The organism is Chitinophaga sp. RAB17, assembly GCF_052114225.1.
Taxonomy (GTDB): Bacteria; Bacteroidota; Bacteroidia; order Chitinophagales; family Chitinophagaceae; genus Chitinophaga.
The window spans coordinates 307445-325887 of the sequence record NZ_JBFREI010000007.1 but is presented as its reverse complement, the minus strand read 5'-3'; the positions used below and the strand labels follow the sequence as shown (position 1 = coordinate 325887).

At 45.1% G+C, this 18443-nt stretch carries 16 protein-coding genes; 4 read left to right on the top strand and 12 right to left on the bottom strand.

The annotated features are described in order from the left end of the window. Positions 1–48: 48 nt before the first annotated feature. From AB4Z08_RS23560 to AB4Z08_RS23545, 4 genes are read right to left on the bottom strand one after another with little or no spacing between them, the layout of a single operon-like run. Positions 49–801 (bottom strand): class I SAM-dependent methyltransferase, encoded by a 753-nt coding sequence (locus tag AB4Z08_RS23560; protein ID WP_441576245.1) that lies wholly within the window; start codon positions 799–801, stop codon positions 49–51. 15 nt (positions 802–816) lie between these two features. After that, positions 817–3990: an efflux RND transporter permease subunit gene (locus AB4Z08_RS23555; protein WP_441576244.1), complete on the bottom strand. Its 3174-nt coding sequence runs from the start codon at positions 3988–3990 to the stop codon at positions 817–819. A gap of 23 nt (positions 3991–4013) precedes the next feature. Beyond that, positions 4014–5159 carry an efflux RND transporter periplasmic adaptor subunit gene (locus tag AB4Z08_RS23550; protein WP_441576243.1) on the bottom strand — a complete coding sequence of 382 codons (1146 nt, stop codon included), beginning with the start codon at positions 5157–5159 and terminating at the stop codon, positions 4014–4016. A 44-nt stretch (positions 5160–5203) separates the two neighbouring features. Further along, positions 5204–6550: a TolC family protein gene (locus tag AB4Z08_RS23545; RefSeq protein ID WP_441576242.1), complete on the bottom strand. Its 1347-nt coding sequence runs from the start codon at positions 6548–6550 to the stop codon at positions 5204–5206. Between the two features lie 180 nt (positions 6551–6730). On the opposite strand from AB4Z08_RS23545, the gene AB4Z08_RS23540 reads away from it, so the two are divergent. Together AB4Z08_RS23540 and AB4Z08_RS23535 are read left to right on the top strand one after the other, a co-directional pair. After that, complete coding sequence (locus tag AB4Z08_RS23540) at positions 6731–7438, top strand: TMEM175 family protein (protein WP_441576241.1); 708 nt, start codon at positions 6731–6733, stop codon at positions 7436–7438. Between the two features lie 7 nt (positions 7439–7445). Continuing rightward, on the top strand, positions 7446–8474 hold the full coding sequence (locus AB4Z08_RS23535) for a hypothetical protein (protein ID WP_441576240.1): 1029 nt from the start codon (positions 7446–7448) through the stop codon (positions 8472–8474). Between the two features lie 53 nt (positions 8475–8527). Here AB4Z08_RS23535 and AB4Z08_RS23530 read toward each other — a convergent pair whose 3' ends face one another. Further along, complete coding sequence (locus AB4Z08_RS23530; RefSeq protein WP_441576239.1) at positions 8528–9502, bottom strand: terpene synthase family protein; 975 nt, start codon at positions 9500–9502, stop codon at positions 8528–8530. Between the two features lie 196 nt (positions 9503–9698). Further along, positions 9699–10238, bottom strand: a complete 540-nt coding sequence (gene idi, locus AB4Z08_RS23525) for an isopentenyl-diphosphate Delta-isomerase (protein WP_441576238.1) — start codon at positions 10236–10238, stop codon at positions 9699–9701. A gap of 176 nt (positions 10239–10414) precedes the next feature. Here idi and AB4Z08_RS23520 point away from each other — a divergent pair, with 176 nt between their 5' ends. Both AB4Z08_RS23520 and AB4Z08_RS23515 read left to right on the top strand, forming a co-directional pair. After that, entirely contained in the window at positions 10415–10888 is a 474-nt protein-coding gene (locus AB4Z08_RS23520) for a GAF domain-containing protein (RefSeq protein ID WP_441576237.1), read from the top strand. 41 nt (positions 10889–10929) lie between these two features. Next, complete coding sequence (locus AB4Z08_RS23515; RefSeq protein WP_441576236.1) at positions 10930–11670, top strand: tyrosine-protein phosphatase; 741 nt, start codon at positions 10930–10932, stop codon at positions 11668–11670. A gap of 1 nt (position 11671) precedes the next feature. On the opposite strand, the gene AB4Z08_RS23510 is transcribed toward AB4Z08_RS23515, so the two are convergent. From AB4Z08_RS23510 to wecB, 6 genes are all read right to left on the bottom strand, one after another. Beyond that, complete coding sequence (locus tag AB4Z08_RS23510; RefSeq protein WP_441576235.1) at positions 11672–13288, bottom strand: gliding motility-associated C-terminal domain-containing protein; 1617 nt, start codon at positions 13286–13288, stop codon at positions 11672–11674. A gap of 359 nt (positions 13289–13647) precedes the next feature. After that, positions 13648–14196 (bottom strand): PglD-related sugar-binding protein, encoded by a 549-nt coding sequence (locus AB4Z08_RS23505; RefSeq protein ID WP_441576234.1) that lies wholly within the window; start codon positions 14194–14196, stop codon positions 13648–13650. Then, a complete protein-coding gene (locus AB4Z08_RS23500) occupies positions 14196–15146 on the bottom strand; it encodes an MraY family glycosyltransferase (RefSeq protein ID WP_441576233.1) in 951 nt (316 codons plus the stop codon). The genes AB4Z08_RS23505 and AB4Z08_RS23500 overlap by 1 nt, the downstream gene beginning before the upstream one ends. Next, the gene (locus AB4Z08_RS23495) at positions 15143–16063 is read right to left on the bottom strand and encodes an NAD-dependent epimerase/dehydratase family protein (RefSeq protein WP_441576232.1); all 921 of its coding nucleotides are present in this window, start codon (positions 16061–16063) and stop codon (positions 15143–15145) included. The genes AB4Z08_RS23500 and AB4Z08_RS23495 overlap by 4 nt, the downstream gene beginning before the upstream one ends. Continuing rightward, positions 16053–17276, bottom strand: a complete 1224-nt coding sequence (locus AB4Z08_RS23490) for a glycosyltransferase family 4 protein (RefSeq protein ID WP_441576231.1) — start codon at positions 17274–17276, stop codon at positions 16053–16055. Before AB4Z08_RS23490 ends, AB4Z08_RS23495 begins: the two co-directional genes overlap by 11 nt. 2 nt (positions 17277–17278) lie before the next feature. Next, complete coding sequence (gene wecB, locus AB4Z08_RS23485; protein ID WP_441576230.1) at positions 17279–18427, bottom strand: non-hydrolyzing UDP-N-acetylglucosamine 2-epimerase; 1149 nt, start codon at positions 18425–18427, stop codon at positions 17279–17281. Between the last annotated feature and the right edge of the window lie 16 nt (positions 18428–18443).

Here is an 18443-nt window from a genome sequence, read left to right as displayed (position 1 = left end):
AATCCGGAAATCATCAAAATCAGTACAACCCTGGACAAAAACTCGCGTTCAGACTTTTCCTGTATACACCTTCGTTTCATAGTGAAACTTCACCATGCCCTGTTCCTGGTATTTCCAGAACAGGTCTTCCAGGGCTTTGATCATGTCTTCATACACAGGGTGGCCTTTTTCAGGCGCATAGGAAGAAGACAACAGCCGTCCTTTCAGCGCAGCAAAATCGAAGATCTGTGCATTTTGGAAAGTCTTCTCGTGGATGGTGTCAGGCTGAAAAAACGCGGCTAACTGTGACGTCCCTACGTTTCTGTGCTGCATGTCTTTATAATCGGTACCAAACTGGTGCAGGAGTTTTTCATAGCCCTTTTCGAAAGGCAGTTCCGCCTGTCTTACGTTCCACATCAGTACAACATGGGCATCTTTGCGGCCTATGCGTCTGAATTCCGTGGCCGTAGCGGTTTGATCAAACCAGTGAAAAGCGGTCCCCGCAACAATCAGGTCTATAGATGCTGCCGGCAGGGTGGTATGTTCTGCAGCACCTGCCAATGCGGAAAACCCCGGATAGCGTTGCAGTAATTGCTGCGACTTCTCTCTCATTTCTGCATTGGGTTCTATCGCATACACCTTGTTGCCATTATCGAGGAAAGGCTGAGCAGAGATGCCGGTACCGGCACCAATATCCGCCACGATGGTATCGCGCGTTAAACCCACTTCTGTAGCCAGATATGGAATAATGGCCACAGGATAATGCGGCCGGTATTTTACATAGTTATCTACCCGTGTGCTAAAACGTTCCGTATTTTTCATGATAATGAAGTTAGGTTATTCTCCTAAACCTTTAGGTTTCTTGTCTTCATTACCATTCGCTTCCAGGTCGGCCAGTTTCTTCTTGCCATAAGCCATCTTGGTGATGAGTACATACAATACAGGGACCGTGAAAATACCCAGTAAAGTAGCTGCCAGCATACCTCCTACTACGGTGAAGCCTATATTAACACGGGAAGCAGCACCTGCACCTTTCGCCAGACACAGTGGCAACACCCCTAATATGAAGGCAAAGGAAGTCATCAGAATAGGACGTAAACGCAGCTTCACGGCTTCCAGCGTAGCGTCCAGCAATGGCATCCCCCTGTCTACACGTTCTTTACAGAACTCAACAATCAGGATGGCATTTTTCGCAGCCAGACCAATCAGGGTAATCAACCCGATCTGAGAGTATACGCTATTGGCCTGTTTGGTTAACGACAGTGCCAGGATGGAACCAAATAATGCAATGGGTACCGCCAGCAATACGGAGAACGGAACCGACCAGCTTTCATACAAGGCGGTGAGCAGCAGGAATACAAACAGGATAGATAATGCGAAGATGAGCACACTACTATTACCTGCTTCAATTTCCTGCAATGATACGTTGGCCCACTCATAACCAAAGTTTTCAGGCAATACTTTAGCCGCCACTTCTTTCAGTGCATTGATGGCATCACCACTGCTATAGCCTGTTTTACTATCTCCATCAATTTCAACGGAACGATACAGGTTAAAGTGATTGATTACCGGCGCACCTGCTGATTTTCTGGTGGTGATCAATGCGCTGAGTGGCACCATCGACCCTGTGTTATTTCTGACATAGTACGTACTCAGGTTATTGATGCTGGTACGGTATAATGAATCTGCCTGCAACACCACGCGGAAGCTACGGCTGAACTTTGTAAAGTCATTAACGTAAAGTCCTCCGAGGAATGTTTGCAGCGCATTAAATACATCGCTGACGGCTACACCGAGTTGCTTACATTTATCACGATCTACATCCACGTTAAACTGTGGGGTATTGGCGCTGAAAAAAGCATATGCCCTGGCAATTTCCGGCCGCTGATTGGCTGCCATGAGGAACTGCCCCATTACCTGCAGGAATTGATTGATGTCCGGATTACTTCGTTGTTCCAATATAAAGGAGAACCCACCCGAAGTACCCAAACCACGCAGCGTTGGTGCCGGAATACAAATAATATTGGCCCCTATAATTCTGCTGGTCGCCATTTGTATACGGCCTAATACAGTGCCTATATTGTCGCCATGCTTATATCGTTCATCCCATGGTTTGAGGCTCACGAAAAACGTACCGGAGTTGGGTTTGGTGGCATTGGCCACGAAGTTGATACCGGTGATGCCGAAGAAATGTATAACAGCACTATCTTTCAATAAAATATCACTGATCTGTGCCACCACTTCTTTTGTTCTTTCAGTAGAAGAGGCCTCCGGCAGTTCCAGTGCTATATACAGGGCACCCATATCTTCCTGGGGCACAAAGGTAGTCGGTGTTTTCTTGAAGAGGAAAAAGGCTACGGCAAATATGATTCCCATGATAATGAGTACCACCGGAGTTTTGCGGATGGAGAACATCACTCCTTTTCCATAGTTATTGGTCACCCGCGTAAACCATTCATTAAATTTAAAGAAGATCTTATTCAGACCATGCGATTTTTGGGTAAGGTGTGCAGGTCTTAACAGGATGGCCGTCAATGCAGGTGTAAAGGTCAGCGCCAGGAATGCAGACAACAACACGGAAAAGGCGATCGTTAAGGCAAACTGCTGATACAATCGTCCGCTTACACCGGGAATGAATGCCACGGGCACAAATACCGCTGCCAGGATGAGTGCGATGGCAATTACCGGTCCCTGTACCTCCGACATAGCTTTAAAGGTGGCATCCCGGGGCGACATCAGGTCTGCATCTATATGATGCTGCACCGCCTCTACCACCACAATGGCATCATCCACCACAATACCGATGGCCAGCACAAAACCAAACAGGGTCAGGGTATTGATGGAAAAACCGAGTAGCTGGAAAAAGATAAAGGTACCTATCAGGGAAATCGGAATTACCAGGATAGGAATCAGTGTGGCCCGCCAGTTCTGTAAGAATATAAATACCACGATCACCACGAGGATCAGGGCTTCAATAAATGTCTGGATTACCTCCTCAATAGAGATCCGCACAAAGGACGTGGTTTCAAAAGGCACCAGCCAGTTCACATCTTCCGGAAAATTCTTTGCCATATCCGCCATCTTGGTCATTACCTTGTCGTTTACATCCAGCGCATTGGCGCCGGGAGACAGGTAAATTGCCATACCGCTACCTGTTTTACCATCTGCTTTGGCTTCGATGGAATAGGTAAAAGATCCGAGGTTGATACGGGCTACGTCCCGCAGTCTTACCAGGCTGCCGTTTTTACTTTTAGCCACTACTACGTTGCCGAATTCTTCTGAGGTAGCCAAACGGCCTCTCACACTTACGGTATATTCAAATGCCTGTGAATGACTCATGGGTGGTGCACCGATACTACCGGCAGGCACCTGTTGGTTTTGTTCGCTAATGGCAGCGGCGATATCACCTGCAGTCAGGCCGAGGGCGGCCATCTTATCAGGGTTCAGCCATATGCGCATACTATAATCCTGTGAGAAGGCATTCACATCACCTACTCCTACAATACGTGCCAGCTCCGGTTTCAGGTAAATGTTCATGTAGTTATCCAGGAACTCGCGGGAGTGCTTTCCCTTGGGAGAGTTTAACGCAATTACCATCAACATATCGTTGGACCGCTTCTTCACTGTTACGCCTACACGCCGTACTTCATCCGGTGTACTTGGCAACGCCAGGCTCACACGGTTTTGTACATCCAGCGTAGAGATATCGGGATTGGTACCCAGGTTAAAGGTGACAGTAATACTCATAGATCCATCGTTGGCACTCACGGACTGAATATACATGGCGCCGGGGGTACCGTTTACCTGGTTTTCTATGGGGGTGGTCACTGTTTCTTCTACCGTAGTGGAGTTGGCTCCTACGTAACTGGCCCTTACATCTGTTACTGGTGGTGCTATATCCGGCAACTGCGCAATGGGTAGGTTAAACATGCAGATGAGCCCTACAATCACAATGATGATAGCAATTACGATAGTAGTATTCTTGCGCTCTATAAATGTTTTTGAGATCATACTGTGATGGTGATTTAGTATTATTATTTTCCTGCCGGTGCTCCTGCCGGTGCCCCTGCTCCCGCAATATTGACAGTGTCTCCGGGTTTCACCCGCTGTATACCTTCCACCACTATCCTGTCGCCGGCTTTCAATCCGCTGTTGATCAGCAGCATGGTATCTGTAATGGCTCCCGGCACAATATCCCTGGCCCCGATCACATTGTCTTTGCTGATCGTATACACGCTGGTTTCAGATAAATTCTGGATCATAGCTTTTGCAGGGATAGCCAGCTGGGTGGCCGGGGTACCATATTGCATCACTACCACGATGCTCATACCTGATTTTAGCATATCATCTTTGTTTTGAAACACGAGCCGCACACGGACAGTTCCGGTTTGGGCATCAACGATATTATTGATCGTCAGCACCTTCCCTTCTTCTCCGTATCGGGTACCATCACCAAACTGAATAAAGAATTTTTCATCTCCCTGTCCTTTCTGGATGCGGAGAAATTCCGGCAGCCGGGACTGTGGAATATCCATATCGGCAAACATGGGATGTTCGTTGACGATAGTATTGATCAGTGTTTGGCCGGCATTCACGATATCTCCTACTTTAATCTGGACGATACCTATTTTACCGGTTACCGGTGCTTTTACGATGGCATGGTTCACATCCGTACCGGCTTTGGCCACTGATGCTTTGGCGGCGGCCACATTGGCCTGCGATGTCAGCATGGCTGTGTAGGCCTGGTCTACCGTTTGTTTTGAGATGGCATCATGTTCCAGCAGGGACTTATATCTTTCGTAATCACGTGTTTTCTGTGCCAGATCGGCTTCCGCCTGTTGCTGGGTAGCGGCTACCTGACCATATGCAGCGGCAGCACGACTTCTGTCTATATCATATAATGCCTGCCCTTTGGTAACGTTACTACCGTCTTGTACCCGGATGGCTTCGAGGTAGCCGGAAACATCCGGGCGGAGTTCCACTACATCATGCGCCAGGAGGGTAGCAGGAAATTTTTCTGCTACGGTATAAACGGCAGGAACCACTTCCGCAGCTACCACCGTAGGTTTCATCTTCCCCATCATAGCGGCCTGCTGCTGTTGCTTTTTGCTGTTGCCACAGGCTACACAGAGTATCATTCCTGCCACATAAAAGGTCCGCTTGTTATTTATTAGATACATATGAGAAATTAATTGCGAATTACGAATACAAAAAAGCTAACTGCTTATTTAATTTTGCCCATGGCTTTATCGAGGTCTGTTTTACTGATCAGTGTATTCAGCAGAGCCTGCACATAATCTACCTGCGCCTGTTTCAGGTCACTTTCCGCCGAGGTAACATCCAGACTGGTGGCCACTCCCTGTTCAAATTTGAGCACGATGCGATCGTATATTCCCTGGGTAAGCCCCATGTTGGTTTTCTGTGTTACAAACCTTGATCTGTTGTTGAGATATTGGGTATTGGAATTGGTCACATCCAGTTTGATCTGTTGGCTCAGATAATCCAGGTCATTTTGCGACTTTTTTAATGTTATCTTGTTTTCCCGGATCTGATGTAGTCTTTCCGTACCTGCAAAAATGGGCCAGGTAAGACTTAGCCCAAGCGCAGAAGCCCCATAACCGGTTTTATACAGGTCTCCGAAAGTGGAGGCGAAGTAATTATATCCGTAGTTGACGTAAGCATTCAGGGTTGGCAGGTATCCCAGGCGCTTACTTTTCAGGTTCAGTTCATTCAGTGCGATCTGGGTGGTTTGTATGCTGTATTCAATTCTATCCTGCACCTGGTAATCAATGGTATCTGAAATAAATGAGTCCACATTCAGGTCCTGTACTGTTTCGGTGAGGGTGAGCTTTGTTTCCTGGGGCATGCCCATCTGGAACTTCAATAACTGCATCGTATATACGAGAACCCGGATCTGGGTTTCAATGTCTGTCACCACATTATTATAGGACACCTGTATTCTGTCTACGTCTACCCTTTCTGCCACGCCCACATCGTAACGGGCCTTGGTATCCGAGAGGGTTTTGCTCAGCTGGGCCATATTGGATTTGGCCAACCGGATATTTTCTTCATTGGCCAGCACCGCATAATAGGCTTTGGTGATGGCTACCCTGGTGTCTATTTCTGTACGTTTATAGGTCTTTTGCGACAAGCCCCCATACACCCTGGAAGCCTTCAGTCCCAGGAAGTAATCACTGTTAAAGATGGCCTGGTCTACCTGTCCCGTAACCCCGGAAGACCATTTAGTGCCAAATTGCACCGGGATCTTTTTATCATAGTTACCACTGGCGATATCCGGAATCAGGGAGGTCTGTAGTTTGAGGTTATCTACCAGACTTCCGTTAATATTTACGTGGGGTAATAACTTACCGGTAGCTTCTTTTATCTGTTCCTGGGAGAATGCTACATCCAGCCGGGCATTTACCACATCATTCTGATGAGCGAGTCCGTATTGTATGCAATTGACCAGATTATAAGCATAGCTGCCTGGCTGTGTAGTATCCACCTGCCCGTAAGCTGCTGTTATTCCTGACAATAAAAGAAGGGTGAAGAGGAAAAAACGACAATGCATACTTATTACTTTGAAAGTATATGATGATTGATAAATACTTAACAACAAACAGGTAAAAAGGTTGAGCGGATATTGTCTCTTTTCGGGAGGCAGCATCCGGCAAATGCATGGTAAACGCTAATAGCTGTCAGCTAATAGCTATTTTCGTATCTTTCGGAAAAGTTATTGTTAACTATGTCTATGTCTGTTATAAAAGAACCCAAACCGTTTCATCGTGAGTTTGAGCTGGAACGATTGATCCTTTTCAGCGATGCGGTGTTCGCCATTGCCGTTACTTTACTGATTATTGAAATCAAATTGCCTGTCCTTCCTGGAAAGATGCCTGCCAACGGCTACTGGGATCTGCTGCAGCCGACTGTTATCGAATTTCTGACTTTTACTGCCAGCTTTGTATTTATTTGTAACTTTTGGGTACGGCATCTTCATTTATGCCGCTTCCTCCAAAATTACAACGAAGGATTGATTCATCGCAATCTTTTCTTTTTATTTTTTATTGTGTCGTTTCCATTTTCGACTTCGGCGATTTTGCATACGAGCACTCATTTTATGTTGCCCGTCTTTATCTATCTCTGCAACCTGACGGGCTGTCTGGCGGCCTTATTCTGGATCAGTTACTATGTTTTTCAGAAAAATCCAAACCTGGCTGTGCCGGGCCATCATACAGAGAAGGAGTTATTATACCAGCGCTTTAAATACGGATTTCTCACTATGGCAACGGGTTTTACCTGTATTGCCATGACCTATTTCCTGTATCCGGAAAATACTGCGTACCAGCGTGTCAGTTATATGATTATTCCGGCGCTGGGTTTGTTTAATTATTTCCGTTTAAAGATAAAAAAGCGAAATACCCTGCGCCTGGTACACCGGGTGGAGAAAACAACTGAATAGATCGTCTATGATGGAACTGGACAAAAGGGAAGCACAATTACTCCGCCGGGCAATCAACACCTGGCAGAAGGAGCAGCTCATTACGGAGGAGCAGGCAGGTAAACTGCAGCAAAGCTATAAAGTGGTGAGTACGGATTGGCAAACAATTACCCTTTACATATTCATCGCTGCCATTTCCTGTGCACTGATGGCTTTTGGCTCACTGGTACTTGATGAAAAGTGGATAGAGATCATCCGGAAAAAGTTTTCGCTGACAGATAGCGTGATTGCCTTACTATTTGCCGGACTGACCATATTTCTTTGTTATGAGGGCTGGCGGCGTAATAAACATCAGCCGGTATTTTCTTTTAACCGGGAGCTTTTCTGGCTGTTGCCTGTGCTTAGTATAGGCGTGAGCGTGGTATACCTGGGCAAGAGTGTAAATTATCTCGATGGCAACTATGGCGCCTTCTGGTTGCTGGCAACCGCCTGTTACGGTGTGTTGGGCGTTACACTTCATTCGAGGCTGTTGTGGGCCGCTACGCTGTTGTGCCTCATACCGGCTTATGTAAAACTCACCTATTATCTTACGGGGGATGCTTCTTTTTTCCTGGGTATGAACCTGCCCTGCCGCATGGCCCTGTTGGGTGCTTTGCTGGTGCTGGTGGCCTGGTTGTTACGGCAATTCCGGGTATATGCGCCCATCAAGGATATTACCTGGAGTGGCGGCTGGCTGTTGTTTATCATTTCCGGCTGGCTCATCTCCATTTTCGGTAACTGTGGTACCTGGGACGAATGGCAGCAGCTCCGACAGATACATTTGTTACAGTGGGTAATCATTTACACCCTGCAATGTGTGGGCATGCTGCTACTGGGCATCCGCATGAAAGATGACCTGTTGCGTGACCTGGCCGTGGTTTTTCTTTTACTGGACCTTTATACCCGCTACTTTGAATATCTCTGGGACCATACCAACAAAGGACTGTTTTTTGGCATACTGGCCATTTCCTTCTGGTGGGTGGGCCGGTTGATAGAGAAACGGATGAAACAGCGATAAACATATCCGGCGTTTGTTGTTTTCCCTTACAGACAAACGCCGGAAGCTTTTCCTTATGCGGCCACCACTTCTTTCACTTCCATACCATACCTGCCGGTATCACTGACACTCCAGTCGTAATTACCCGTAATCCAGGAACGTAGTACAGATACATAACGGAGCAGTTCATAATCTCTTTCATCTCCTTTCAGCGGTAATAATTTTTCGAGGGTAGCAAAAATTGCTACTTCTTCATTGTGCATCCGGGCGGCCTGGTTCACCGCATCCTGCAGACTAATCTGTCCGTGGTGCTGCAACACCAGTACGAGGTTATGGACATCGCCCTGCCGGGATTCTTTGGCACAGGAAAACAAATCGTTTGACCAGCATACAATGTTATTGCAGGCCTGTATCATGCGTTGCATCAAAGGCTGTTCTATTACCGTGCGGGGGAGATAAATTTTTTCAATGATTTCAATGGCTTCGATATCTGCCAGGAGGGCGCCGGTGAAGGGGCGCATGTGTACGTAATCTGCCAGAGAAGGGACGATGCCTGCTTCCCGGTTCTCAGCTTCCCAGATACAGGAAGTAAAATAATCATCCATACTGCGTATAAAGCGGAGGCGCCAGGCGGGGCTTCCGATAGCACGCATACGGTCCCAGATACTACTCAGCGCGGCAGGCAGCGGGCCGCCGTTGTCTGGTGTTATCTGCCGGTTATGCTGCAGGATGTCCATGAATCCGGCCATCATGCTTTTCAGGTAGTCTGCCTTACGGCCGGCAGTGGCCTCATCACACTGGTCGTCTAAAATAAACAGCCAGGTATTAAAATCGGCCACAATGCAAAGTTCATGCAGGGCGGCATCGGGGAAAGCACGGGCCGCCAACCATGCAAAGCGGGCCTTATGAAAGCGGTGCCAGGCTTTTTCTGTGGAGAGCAAACCATAAAATTTTACCCAGGAGGCAACGTGGTTCTGGGCTTCGTTGACATGTTGATTAATTCCAGAAGGGAATGGATACCTGATTTCAGGCATTTGGAGAGTTGTCATGTGTCAGTTGATTTAATAGTTAATTATTGAGGGTAGTAAATAGCATAGGTGTTACCGGGCTTGTCCTGGTAAGGTGGCTAAAGGGCATAGAAATAACTGCCGTATCAAGGCAGTAAGCAGATAGGTGCTGTAAATTTCACTTCATTAAACCGCTCCGGTTAACAGCAAATTGGCATAGCTAAACAAAAACTAAAAATTATACACCGGCAGCATTGATCGGGATATTCATATACTGCAATACCAGTGGTAATGCGCGATGAAACCAGATAGTAAATGAGGCTGGCTCTTTTTCCATTAATTCCATAATCTGACCGGAAGACAAATATTGGTAATCACATACTTCAGTTGGATTAGGATATATGTTGCCATTATAGGTACCCAGCAACACATGGTCAAATTCATGTTCGGTTAAACCATTATCAAATTCCGCTCTATAGGTAAACGTAAAAATTTCCTTCATGTTGCAATCGAAGCCCATTTCTTCCTCCAACCGGCGATGTGCGGCTGCATCTGTAGCTTCCCCCGGAAACGGATGACTACAGCAGGCATTGGTCCACAATCCCCCGGAATGATATTTTTCCAGCGCACGGCGTTGTAATAATATCTCTCCGGCATCATTGATGATAAATACGGAAAAAGCACGATGCAGCAATCCTTTATGATGTGCTTCCATCTTCTCCATTGTACCAATAGCTTCATCTTGCTCGTTCACTAAAATTATGTCCGGTGATTTCATAGTATCACAAATATATTTTAATTAAACTTTTGGCAGACGGAAAATAGGATAAACTACCAAAAAACAACTCCCTTTACAGATATATATTGGTTGAATGGTTAACGACAATTACTTTAACGGTTACTACGCTAAATATATAGAAATTTCCGGACTTTTGCAGTATAACAACATCGATTATGGCAGAAGACTTACATATCATCAGGGGCGATAAAGCGGAACAATATACTTCACTGATCCCGCAAATAAAGGGGTTGCTGGAAGGAGAAACAGACCTCGTGGCAAACTTAGCCAATGTTGCCGCTGCGCTGAAAGAGCAGTTTGGATGGTTTTGGGTGGGATTTTACCTGGTGAAGGAAGATGAACTGGTGCTGGGACCTTTTCAGGGCCCTGTAGCGTGTACCCGTATTCGTAAGAACAGAGGCGTATGTGGCAGCAGCTGGGCACAGGCTGCAACATTGATTGTACCTGATGTGGAAGCATTTCCCGGACATATTGCCTGCAGCAGTCTTTCCCGGTCAGAAATAGTGGTGCCACTGATCCGCAACAATGAAGTAAAAGCAATACTGGACGTAGACAGCGAGCACCTCTCCCACTTTGACACCACCGATCAGCAATTTCTGGAAGAAATTGTGGCACTGATTGTGTTATAACACAGCGAAATTTTGTGACATTGACTTATTGAAAAACCATTATGCTTTTTTTTCGTAAAAAAAATATCGAAACAATATTGCCGGCAGACTTGCTGGCGTTTATGGCTACAGACATTCATTCCCATCTCCTGCCCGGCATTGATGATGGAGTGCCGGATGCTGCCACATCGTTACATTTTATAGATCAGCTGCAACAACTGGGTATCAAAAAAATTATTACTACTCCGCATATCATGATGGATCGTTATCCCAATTCAACAGATACGATGACGGGACCTTATCAGGAAGTAGTGACGGCACTTAAACAAAAAGATATCCGGGTCGATTTTAGCTATGCTGCTGAATATTACCTGGATGAACAATTCATCCCTTTACTTCAAAAGCCATTGTTAACGCTTTCCGGTAACCTGGTGTTGGTAGAAATCTCTTTCATGTCTGCGCCGATGCAGCTGGGTCAGTGGCTGTTTGATCTGCAGGCGGCTGGCTATCAGCCGGTAATGGCACACCCTGAACGTTATTCCTATTATCACAAGGATATGGAACAATATCAGCAACTGAAACAACAGGGCTGTCTGTTACAGGTGAACCTGCTCTCTCTTGTAGGCTACTATGGCAAACATGTACAGCAGGCGGCAGAAAAACTCATGTCCGCCGGACTCATAGATCTGATCGGTACGGATCTTCATCATGAAAAACACCTGAAGGCTATTACAGATATTGCCAGGAATACGAAGCTGAGAAGAATACTGGAAACTTATTCCTTCAGAAATAATACCCTTTAATTTACCGGACCAGTGTAACGACTCCTGTTTGCTTAAGCGCCTGCTGTTTACTATCTGTATAGGTAAGTACCCATACATAGGTGGCGGCGGACTGTTGTTGGCCCTTTAATTCGCCATTCCAGCCGCTTTCAGGGCTGGTTGTACTAAATACCAGTTGTCCCCATCGGCTATAAACGTCCAGATGAAAATCATGGACATCATCATGTAATTTTACACGAAACAGATCATTCTGCCCATCACCATTTGGTGAAAATGCAGTAGGAACAAACACAGCACACTCTCTTATATTTTTGATTATTTCTGCACTTCCATGTACCTGGCAATTATTTTTATCTTTTACCTGATAATAGTAAGTACCTGCATCCAGTTTACTCAAAATATTATCCGTTTGCCACTCATTTGTTTCCAGGCGGTAAGCATATGGCGCCGTCCCTCCTGTTACGTTCAATGCAATCTTTCCATCAATCGTACTGGTACAGCTGGTACCGGTTGTTTTTACTTCCGTAATTTCCAGCGGCAATGGTTCCTGCAGCTTTATATTCTCCAAACTATTAGCACAACCATGTTCGTCTTTTACTCTTACCTGGTAACTTCCCGGTCTTAGGTCCTTAAATACAGGCGTGTAACTGGCATGATCATTTTTATTCAGATAATATTGATAAGGCGGTATTCCTCCTGTAGTATTTATCAATATCTGATTCTTATTCTCTCCACTACAATCAGAGGATATGGTAGTAACTTCACTCTTCAAATCAGTATTCCGGATAGCAGTACTGGCGGTGGCTTGTGTTCCATTAGCTGCGGTAACGGTTACTTCATAGGTTCCTACATCCAGATTTGCAATACTGCTGGTAGTTTGTCCGCCTGGCTTCCATAAATAAGTATAGGGAGGTGTAACGCCTGATACATTCGCTGAAAGGCGGCCATTGGCTGCACCTATGCAGGTATGTTCCACATTGAAAGTAATCTGAGGTACTTCCCGCATGGTGGCGGATAAATTATCTATCAATAAGGCGGAGCCATATTTACTTTTATCACATGCTGCTGAAACATACGCCGCAAGAATAATATATTTAAAGCTCCGGGTAGTTGTGAACTGAGCGGTATGCCGTTGCCAATCCGTATGATAAAACTGTCCGGATCTCCATAATAGCTCCGTGGGTGTTGTGGGCGTATCGCTTCCATAAATAGCTAAATCACCATAACATGCTCTGAAAATATACAAAGGGGCGTACGCCAGATCAAAGGAAAACGTATAGGTACGTCCTCCTTTTAAGTTGACCTCCTGGGAAATTCCTTCCAGTTCGTCTTTCCCACTGTGCAAACCAACGTAGGTAGCTCCAAGTGAAGCTGGTAAAGTAATCCCCAAAACACCGGGTTGTATATCTGGCGTATTAAAGGCTACAATCCAATATGGTGGTGCTTTTGTTTGTCCACGCACACCTTCCAGTGAAGGATTTTTTATCTGAATGTCCTGTGCGGATACATATTGTAACGAGAGAAGAAAGACAAGCAGGAGTATACTGCTCCATTTTTTCAACCGCCAGAAGTAGGTTAAAAAAGTTGGCGCGCGGATTTTCAGCAGCACAGAATAAGATGCAGAAGATATGGTTTTCATAAAAAAATTCACATTTCAAATAGCGAAGGCATAGCCTCGTAACGAACATTCTGAACATACAACGTTTTACATAGCCCGCTTGTTCAAGAATAACATTCTCACAAATGTAAAATTATTTTATATGTTTTTTATGAATAAAACAATTATTTAATAAATAGCTTTCCTCACTAAATAGGACGATAAAGAAAAATGAACAGCAATGGTTATCAGATAAAATCTATAAGAAATAAAGGTTTCCATCTATTGCGACTATAACGGCAGGTAGTATTAAAATATTATCCTGTGTTGTAAAAGTAACGAAGATTTACAATTGGTAAAATATCAAAAAAGATGTTGGTTGATAAAATGCATCACTATATTCAGGCCACTACCGTGAGTGGTGGTACAACAACTCCCTGCTTTACAACAGCATGCCTTGTTATAATGGCTCCGGGTCCTATTACAGCACCTTTTTCAATAACAGCACCACCACCAATATAGGCATTGGCAGACACGTGTACGAAGTCGCCGATAACAGCGTCATGATCAATCACAGCACCAGCATTAATAATCACGTGATTCCCGATCCGGCTGTTTGCCTGTACTACGGCATTGGCCAGCACCACGCTCCCTTCTCCTATAGCAGCGTTCGCCGCCACATAAGAAGTACTGTGCAATAACCCGGTAAATGAATGGGCTACTTTTTCCGCCAATATTTCCCTGACATTGTTATTCCCAATACCCAATACCAATGGTAATTCAGGAAAAAGAAGCGGATCGTAGGAGCGGATAATCGTATTGTTGCGGCTACCATGATGTGCAGCATCATCTGAGAACATCACAGGCACCTCTGCACCGGTGAGCATTCCAAGATCAGCCAGCACGTTAGCATGACCTCCCGCACCGTAAATAAGAAATGATGTGGACATTATGCAGCTAGTTTAGGTTTTAATCCCGGTTTTAAAATTACATATATCAGCACCAGCGGTACACCAACAATCGCTATATTCGTCAGCAGACTATTTTGATTACTGATGATGAATACATCGATAGCCGCCTGTACGGCTACATACAATGAAGCCACCAGTAAGTGCGGCATCTTTCTTTCATTGACAAGTAGCTGGTAAAAATGTAACCGGTGTGCTTTAAAAATATTCTGTTTCAGTGTTAAGCGATGGATAATGGTCAGAACGGTATCTACCCCATAAACCGACAGCAAAAGCAGGTATTTCCATTCGCCTGTAAATAAAATGAGTTTCAACAGCAACGTAATAATCCAGAAAGCAATCGTTACGCTACCTACATCTCCTGCAAAACAAGCCGCCTTCTTCCTGAAATTAAAAAACAGGAAAACAGCACATGCCAGCATGGGCAGCCAGATCATATCTTCATTGATGAAATGAATATGCCGTATGTTTACAACCTGCAGGGCGCCCAGGGTAACCAGGCTGTATAAACCGGTGATACCGTTAATACCATCCATAAAATTGTAGGCATTAATGATACCGATGACCAGTATATACAAAGCGATGATAGCATAAACAGGGAAGTTCCCGAATACCGACAGATAGAAAAACATCAGTGACACAGCTGTTATGTGAAACAGTAACCTTACTTTATTGGGTAAAGAATAAATATCATCCAGAAAACTTATGACACCAATAATAATCACACCTGCGGCAGGAATACCAAATCCATTAAAATCAAGCATCAGCGTTATCAGGGCTGCCATTACAAAAACGATGCCTCCTCCCCTGATAGTAATACTGGTATGAGAACTGCGCTCATTGGGCTTATCAATAATATTGTAATGATTAGCCAACTTAAAATAAACTTTGATCAGCAAAAAAAATGCTGCTGCAAATGCCAGGTACATCATACTATAAATCTTATTTTCTCTGTAACAACTGATGGCTTCCAGTTAAGCAAATTCCTCGCTTTAACATCGCTGAAGGTCAGTGTTGTCGTAATTTTTTTAAGCTTGCTGCTGTTCACCGGAAATTTATCTCCCAGCAAATCCCCCATCAGCGCCAGTAGTTTTGCCACCGGAAAAGGGATACGCAACGGATCTTTTTTACCCATACCGCGGGCGATACTGTGTTCCAGCTCCCGAAAACTGGGATGATCCCCATCTGTTAAATTATATGTTCCGCCTATTTCCGCCACAGCAGGAAGAATAGCAGCAATGTCTTTCGCCCATACAATACTTTTCTTTGCATTGGCCTTGCCAATGCTCAGGTACTTTCCACTCCTGATACCGCGGATCATCGCTTTAAGATTTCCGGGAGGGTTGCTACCCGCTATTAATGGCAAACGTAAAATACTCAGTTTTACCTGGTGCTTCGCACACCACTCTTCGAGGTATTGCTCTGCCATGATCTTACTTTCTGCATATGGTGTATCGCCGGCCAACGGATGATCTTCAGCAATCAAAACACCTTCCTCCTTTCCATACACGGCCACTGTGCTGATAAAAACGAATGCCTCCGGAAGCGCCGTCGCCTTCTCCAGCGACTGGCACAGATTGACGGTTCCCTGAAAATTTACTTTATAAAAATCTTCCCTCTCCGCCACATTTCCCGGTATGCTATGCGCTTTTCCTGCACAATGAATAACATATTTAACGGCAGGCAAATTGATGACCATACCGCTGCCCAGATCGGCTGCGATATGTCTCCCGCCGGAAACCGGCGATTGCCGCCCCAACGTAATAAAGTGGTACCTGCCATCGAGAGTGCCAATAATTTCTCCTCCCAAAAAGCCCGAAGCACCGGTTAATAATATATCAATTTTCACTTGCTGTCATTTTTAGATATTTATCCAGGATAATTTCCCTGGTATATTTTGTTTCCGCCAGAGACCTCGCCCTTTCGCCCTTACTTTTAAGCTGTGAGACATCTTCAGGAGACAAGCTGTTAAAAAAATCAAGCAACGTGCGGGTATCATTCGTCGCATAGCACCAGCCTACATCGTTCTCATGGATCATTCTGGCAATCTCGCTTTCGTCATCACCAATAAAGAGTATCGGCTTTCCCGCTGCCAGGATATTGTAAGATTTTGATGGCACACCGAGGCCGGCCATCCCTTCCTGCAGCGAAACAATACCTACATCGCCGGCGTTTAAAAACTCACGCTGCTGACTACGGGAAAAAGAATCCAGCATGGATACGTTACGCAGATGATTAACAGCTACAAATTGCTTCATTTCTTCCTTCACAGCACCTTCTCCGATAAACATAAAATGCACCAATGGATTCCGGATCTGTTTGATAACGTTACATAACTCCATCAGTCCCTGTACACGACCCAGATTTCCGGCAAATTGAAAAATGATTTTTTCTGTAATCCCCAACTGCTGCACAATCCTGTTTTCATCTTTCCCTGTAGGGAAAATGCTTTTTGTATCGGCCCAATTCTCGACTACGTATATGGCTGGCTTCCTTTTATACCCTTTTAGCTTCTTCTCAAAAACTTCTTTCATATCTCTTCCCAGCACAAACAATACCGCCATTTTACTATATGCCTTGTTAAAAATCCATTTCAACAATTTATAGCCAATACTGCTGGTTTTCATTAACCTGGCTGCTACCAGGTTTTCCGGGAAAACATCGTGTACAATCGTAAAGCATTTCAGCCCCTTTAACCTGCTGATCAAAGATACCAACAGCACTATTGGCGCAGGATTGGTAACAATCAGTACACGATCGCCCCTACCTGCCTTTGCCAGCAGTTTAAATGAAAGCTGCACACTTAATAACATCATTCTGAGGGAACGCTGTAATAGCTTATCCTTACTCAACGGCAGCGCCTTTACGCGGTGAATTTTCACACTTTCATTTGCAAAGGCATCGTTGGATACAATATTTGATTTTTGGTAAGAAGATGGGCCACATATCACGTGCACTTCACTGTTTTGCGCAATGTGTGCACTGACTTCCGTCATGATATACGCTGTAGACGTTTCTTCCGGAAAAAATAGCTCGGTTACTACCCATAATTTATTCCCCATAATTATTCATAGTTTTTCCAAACTGTTTTTTTAATATAGTCGGTGTAGGAAATAATTATCCTTACCACTTTATCTGCTACGTTGGGCATGGAGTAATCAGCCACTTCCCGGAAGTTCCTGGTATCTCTTTCCTGATATTCCAGTTGTTTTAATCCCTGCAAGATCCTTTCCGGGTTCAGCCCTACCATCATCACCGAGGCTTCTTCCATTGCTTCCGGTCTTTCATGCGCTTCCCGGATGTTTAGTGCCGGGAAGTTAAGGATCGACGACTCTTCCGAAATAGTACCGCTATCTGACAATACTGCTTTAGCCTGCATTTGCAGTGCGATATAGTCACTGAGTCCATATGGCTTCATCAGCTTTACCAGTGGATCAAAGGTTACACCCTTTGCCTCAATCATTTTACGGGTACGGGGATGTGCACTCACAATCACCGGCAAACCAAATATGCCTGCAATCTGGTTGAGCGAGGTAACAAGGTTATCAAAGTTCCTGTCGGAGTTAATGTTTTCCTCCCGATGTGCCGATACAACAAAATATTCCTGTTCTTTCAACTGTAGCTCATCCAGGATATGCGACTGCCGGATCTTTGGCATATAGTGATGCAACACCTCATACATAGGGCTGCCGGTCTTGATGATCCTGTCGGCCGGCAATCCCTCGCGCAGTAAATATTCTCTGGCGATATCTGAATAGGTCAGGTTGATATCACTGATATGGTCTACTATTTTCCGGTTGGTTTCTTCCGGCACGCGTTGATCAAAACAACGGTTGCCTGCTTCCATATGAAAAATAGGAATCTTTCTTTTTTTGGCTGGAATAGCACATAAACAGCTATTGGTATCTCCCAGTACCAGGAAAGCATCCGGCTGCTCCGCTTCCAGCAGCGGATCAATCTTTATAAGGATCTGGCCGATTGTTTCCGTGGCGGTTTTGCCCGCAGCTTCCAGAAAATGATCAGGTTTGCGCAGGCCCAGGTCTTCAAAGAAGATCTGGTTTAACTCATAATCGTAGTTTTGCCCGGTATGCACCAGTACATGCTCTATTGCTTCCGACTCATCCAACTTAGCCAATACCCTTGATAATCTTATTATTTCCGGTCTGGTGCCCACTACTGTCAGCACCTTCAATTTCTTTATAGCTGTACTCATGATGATGATTGTTAAA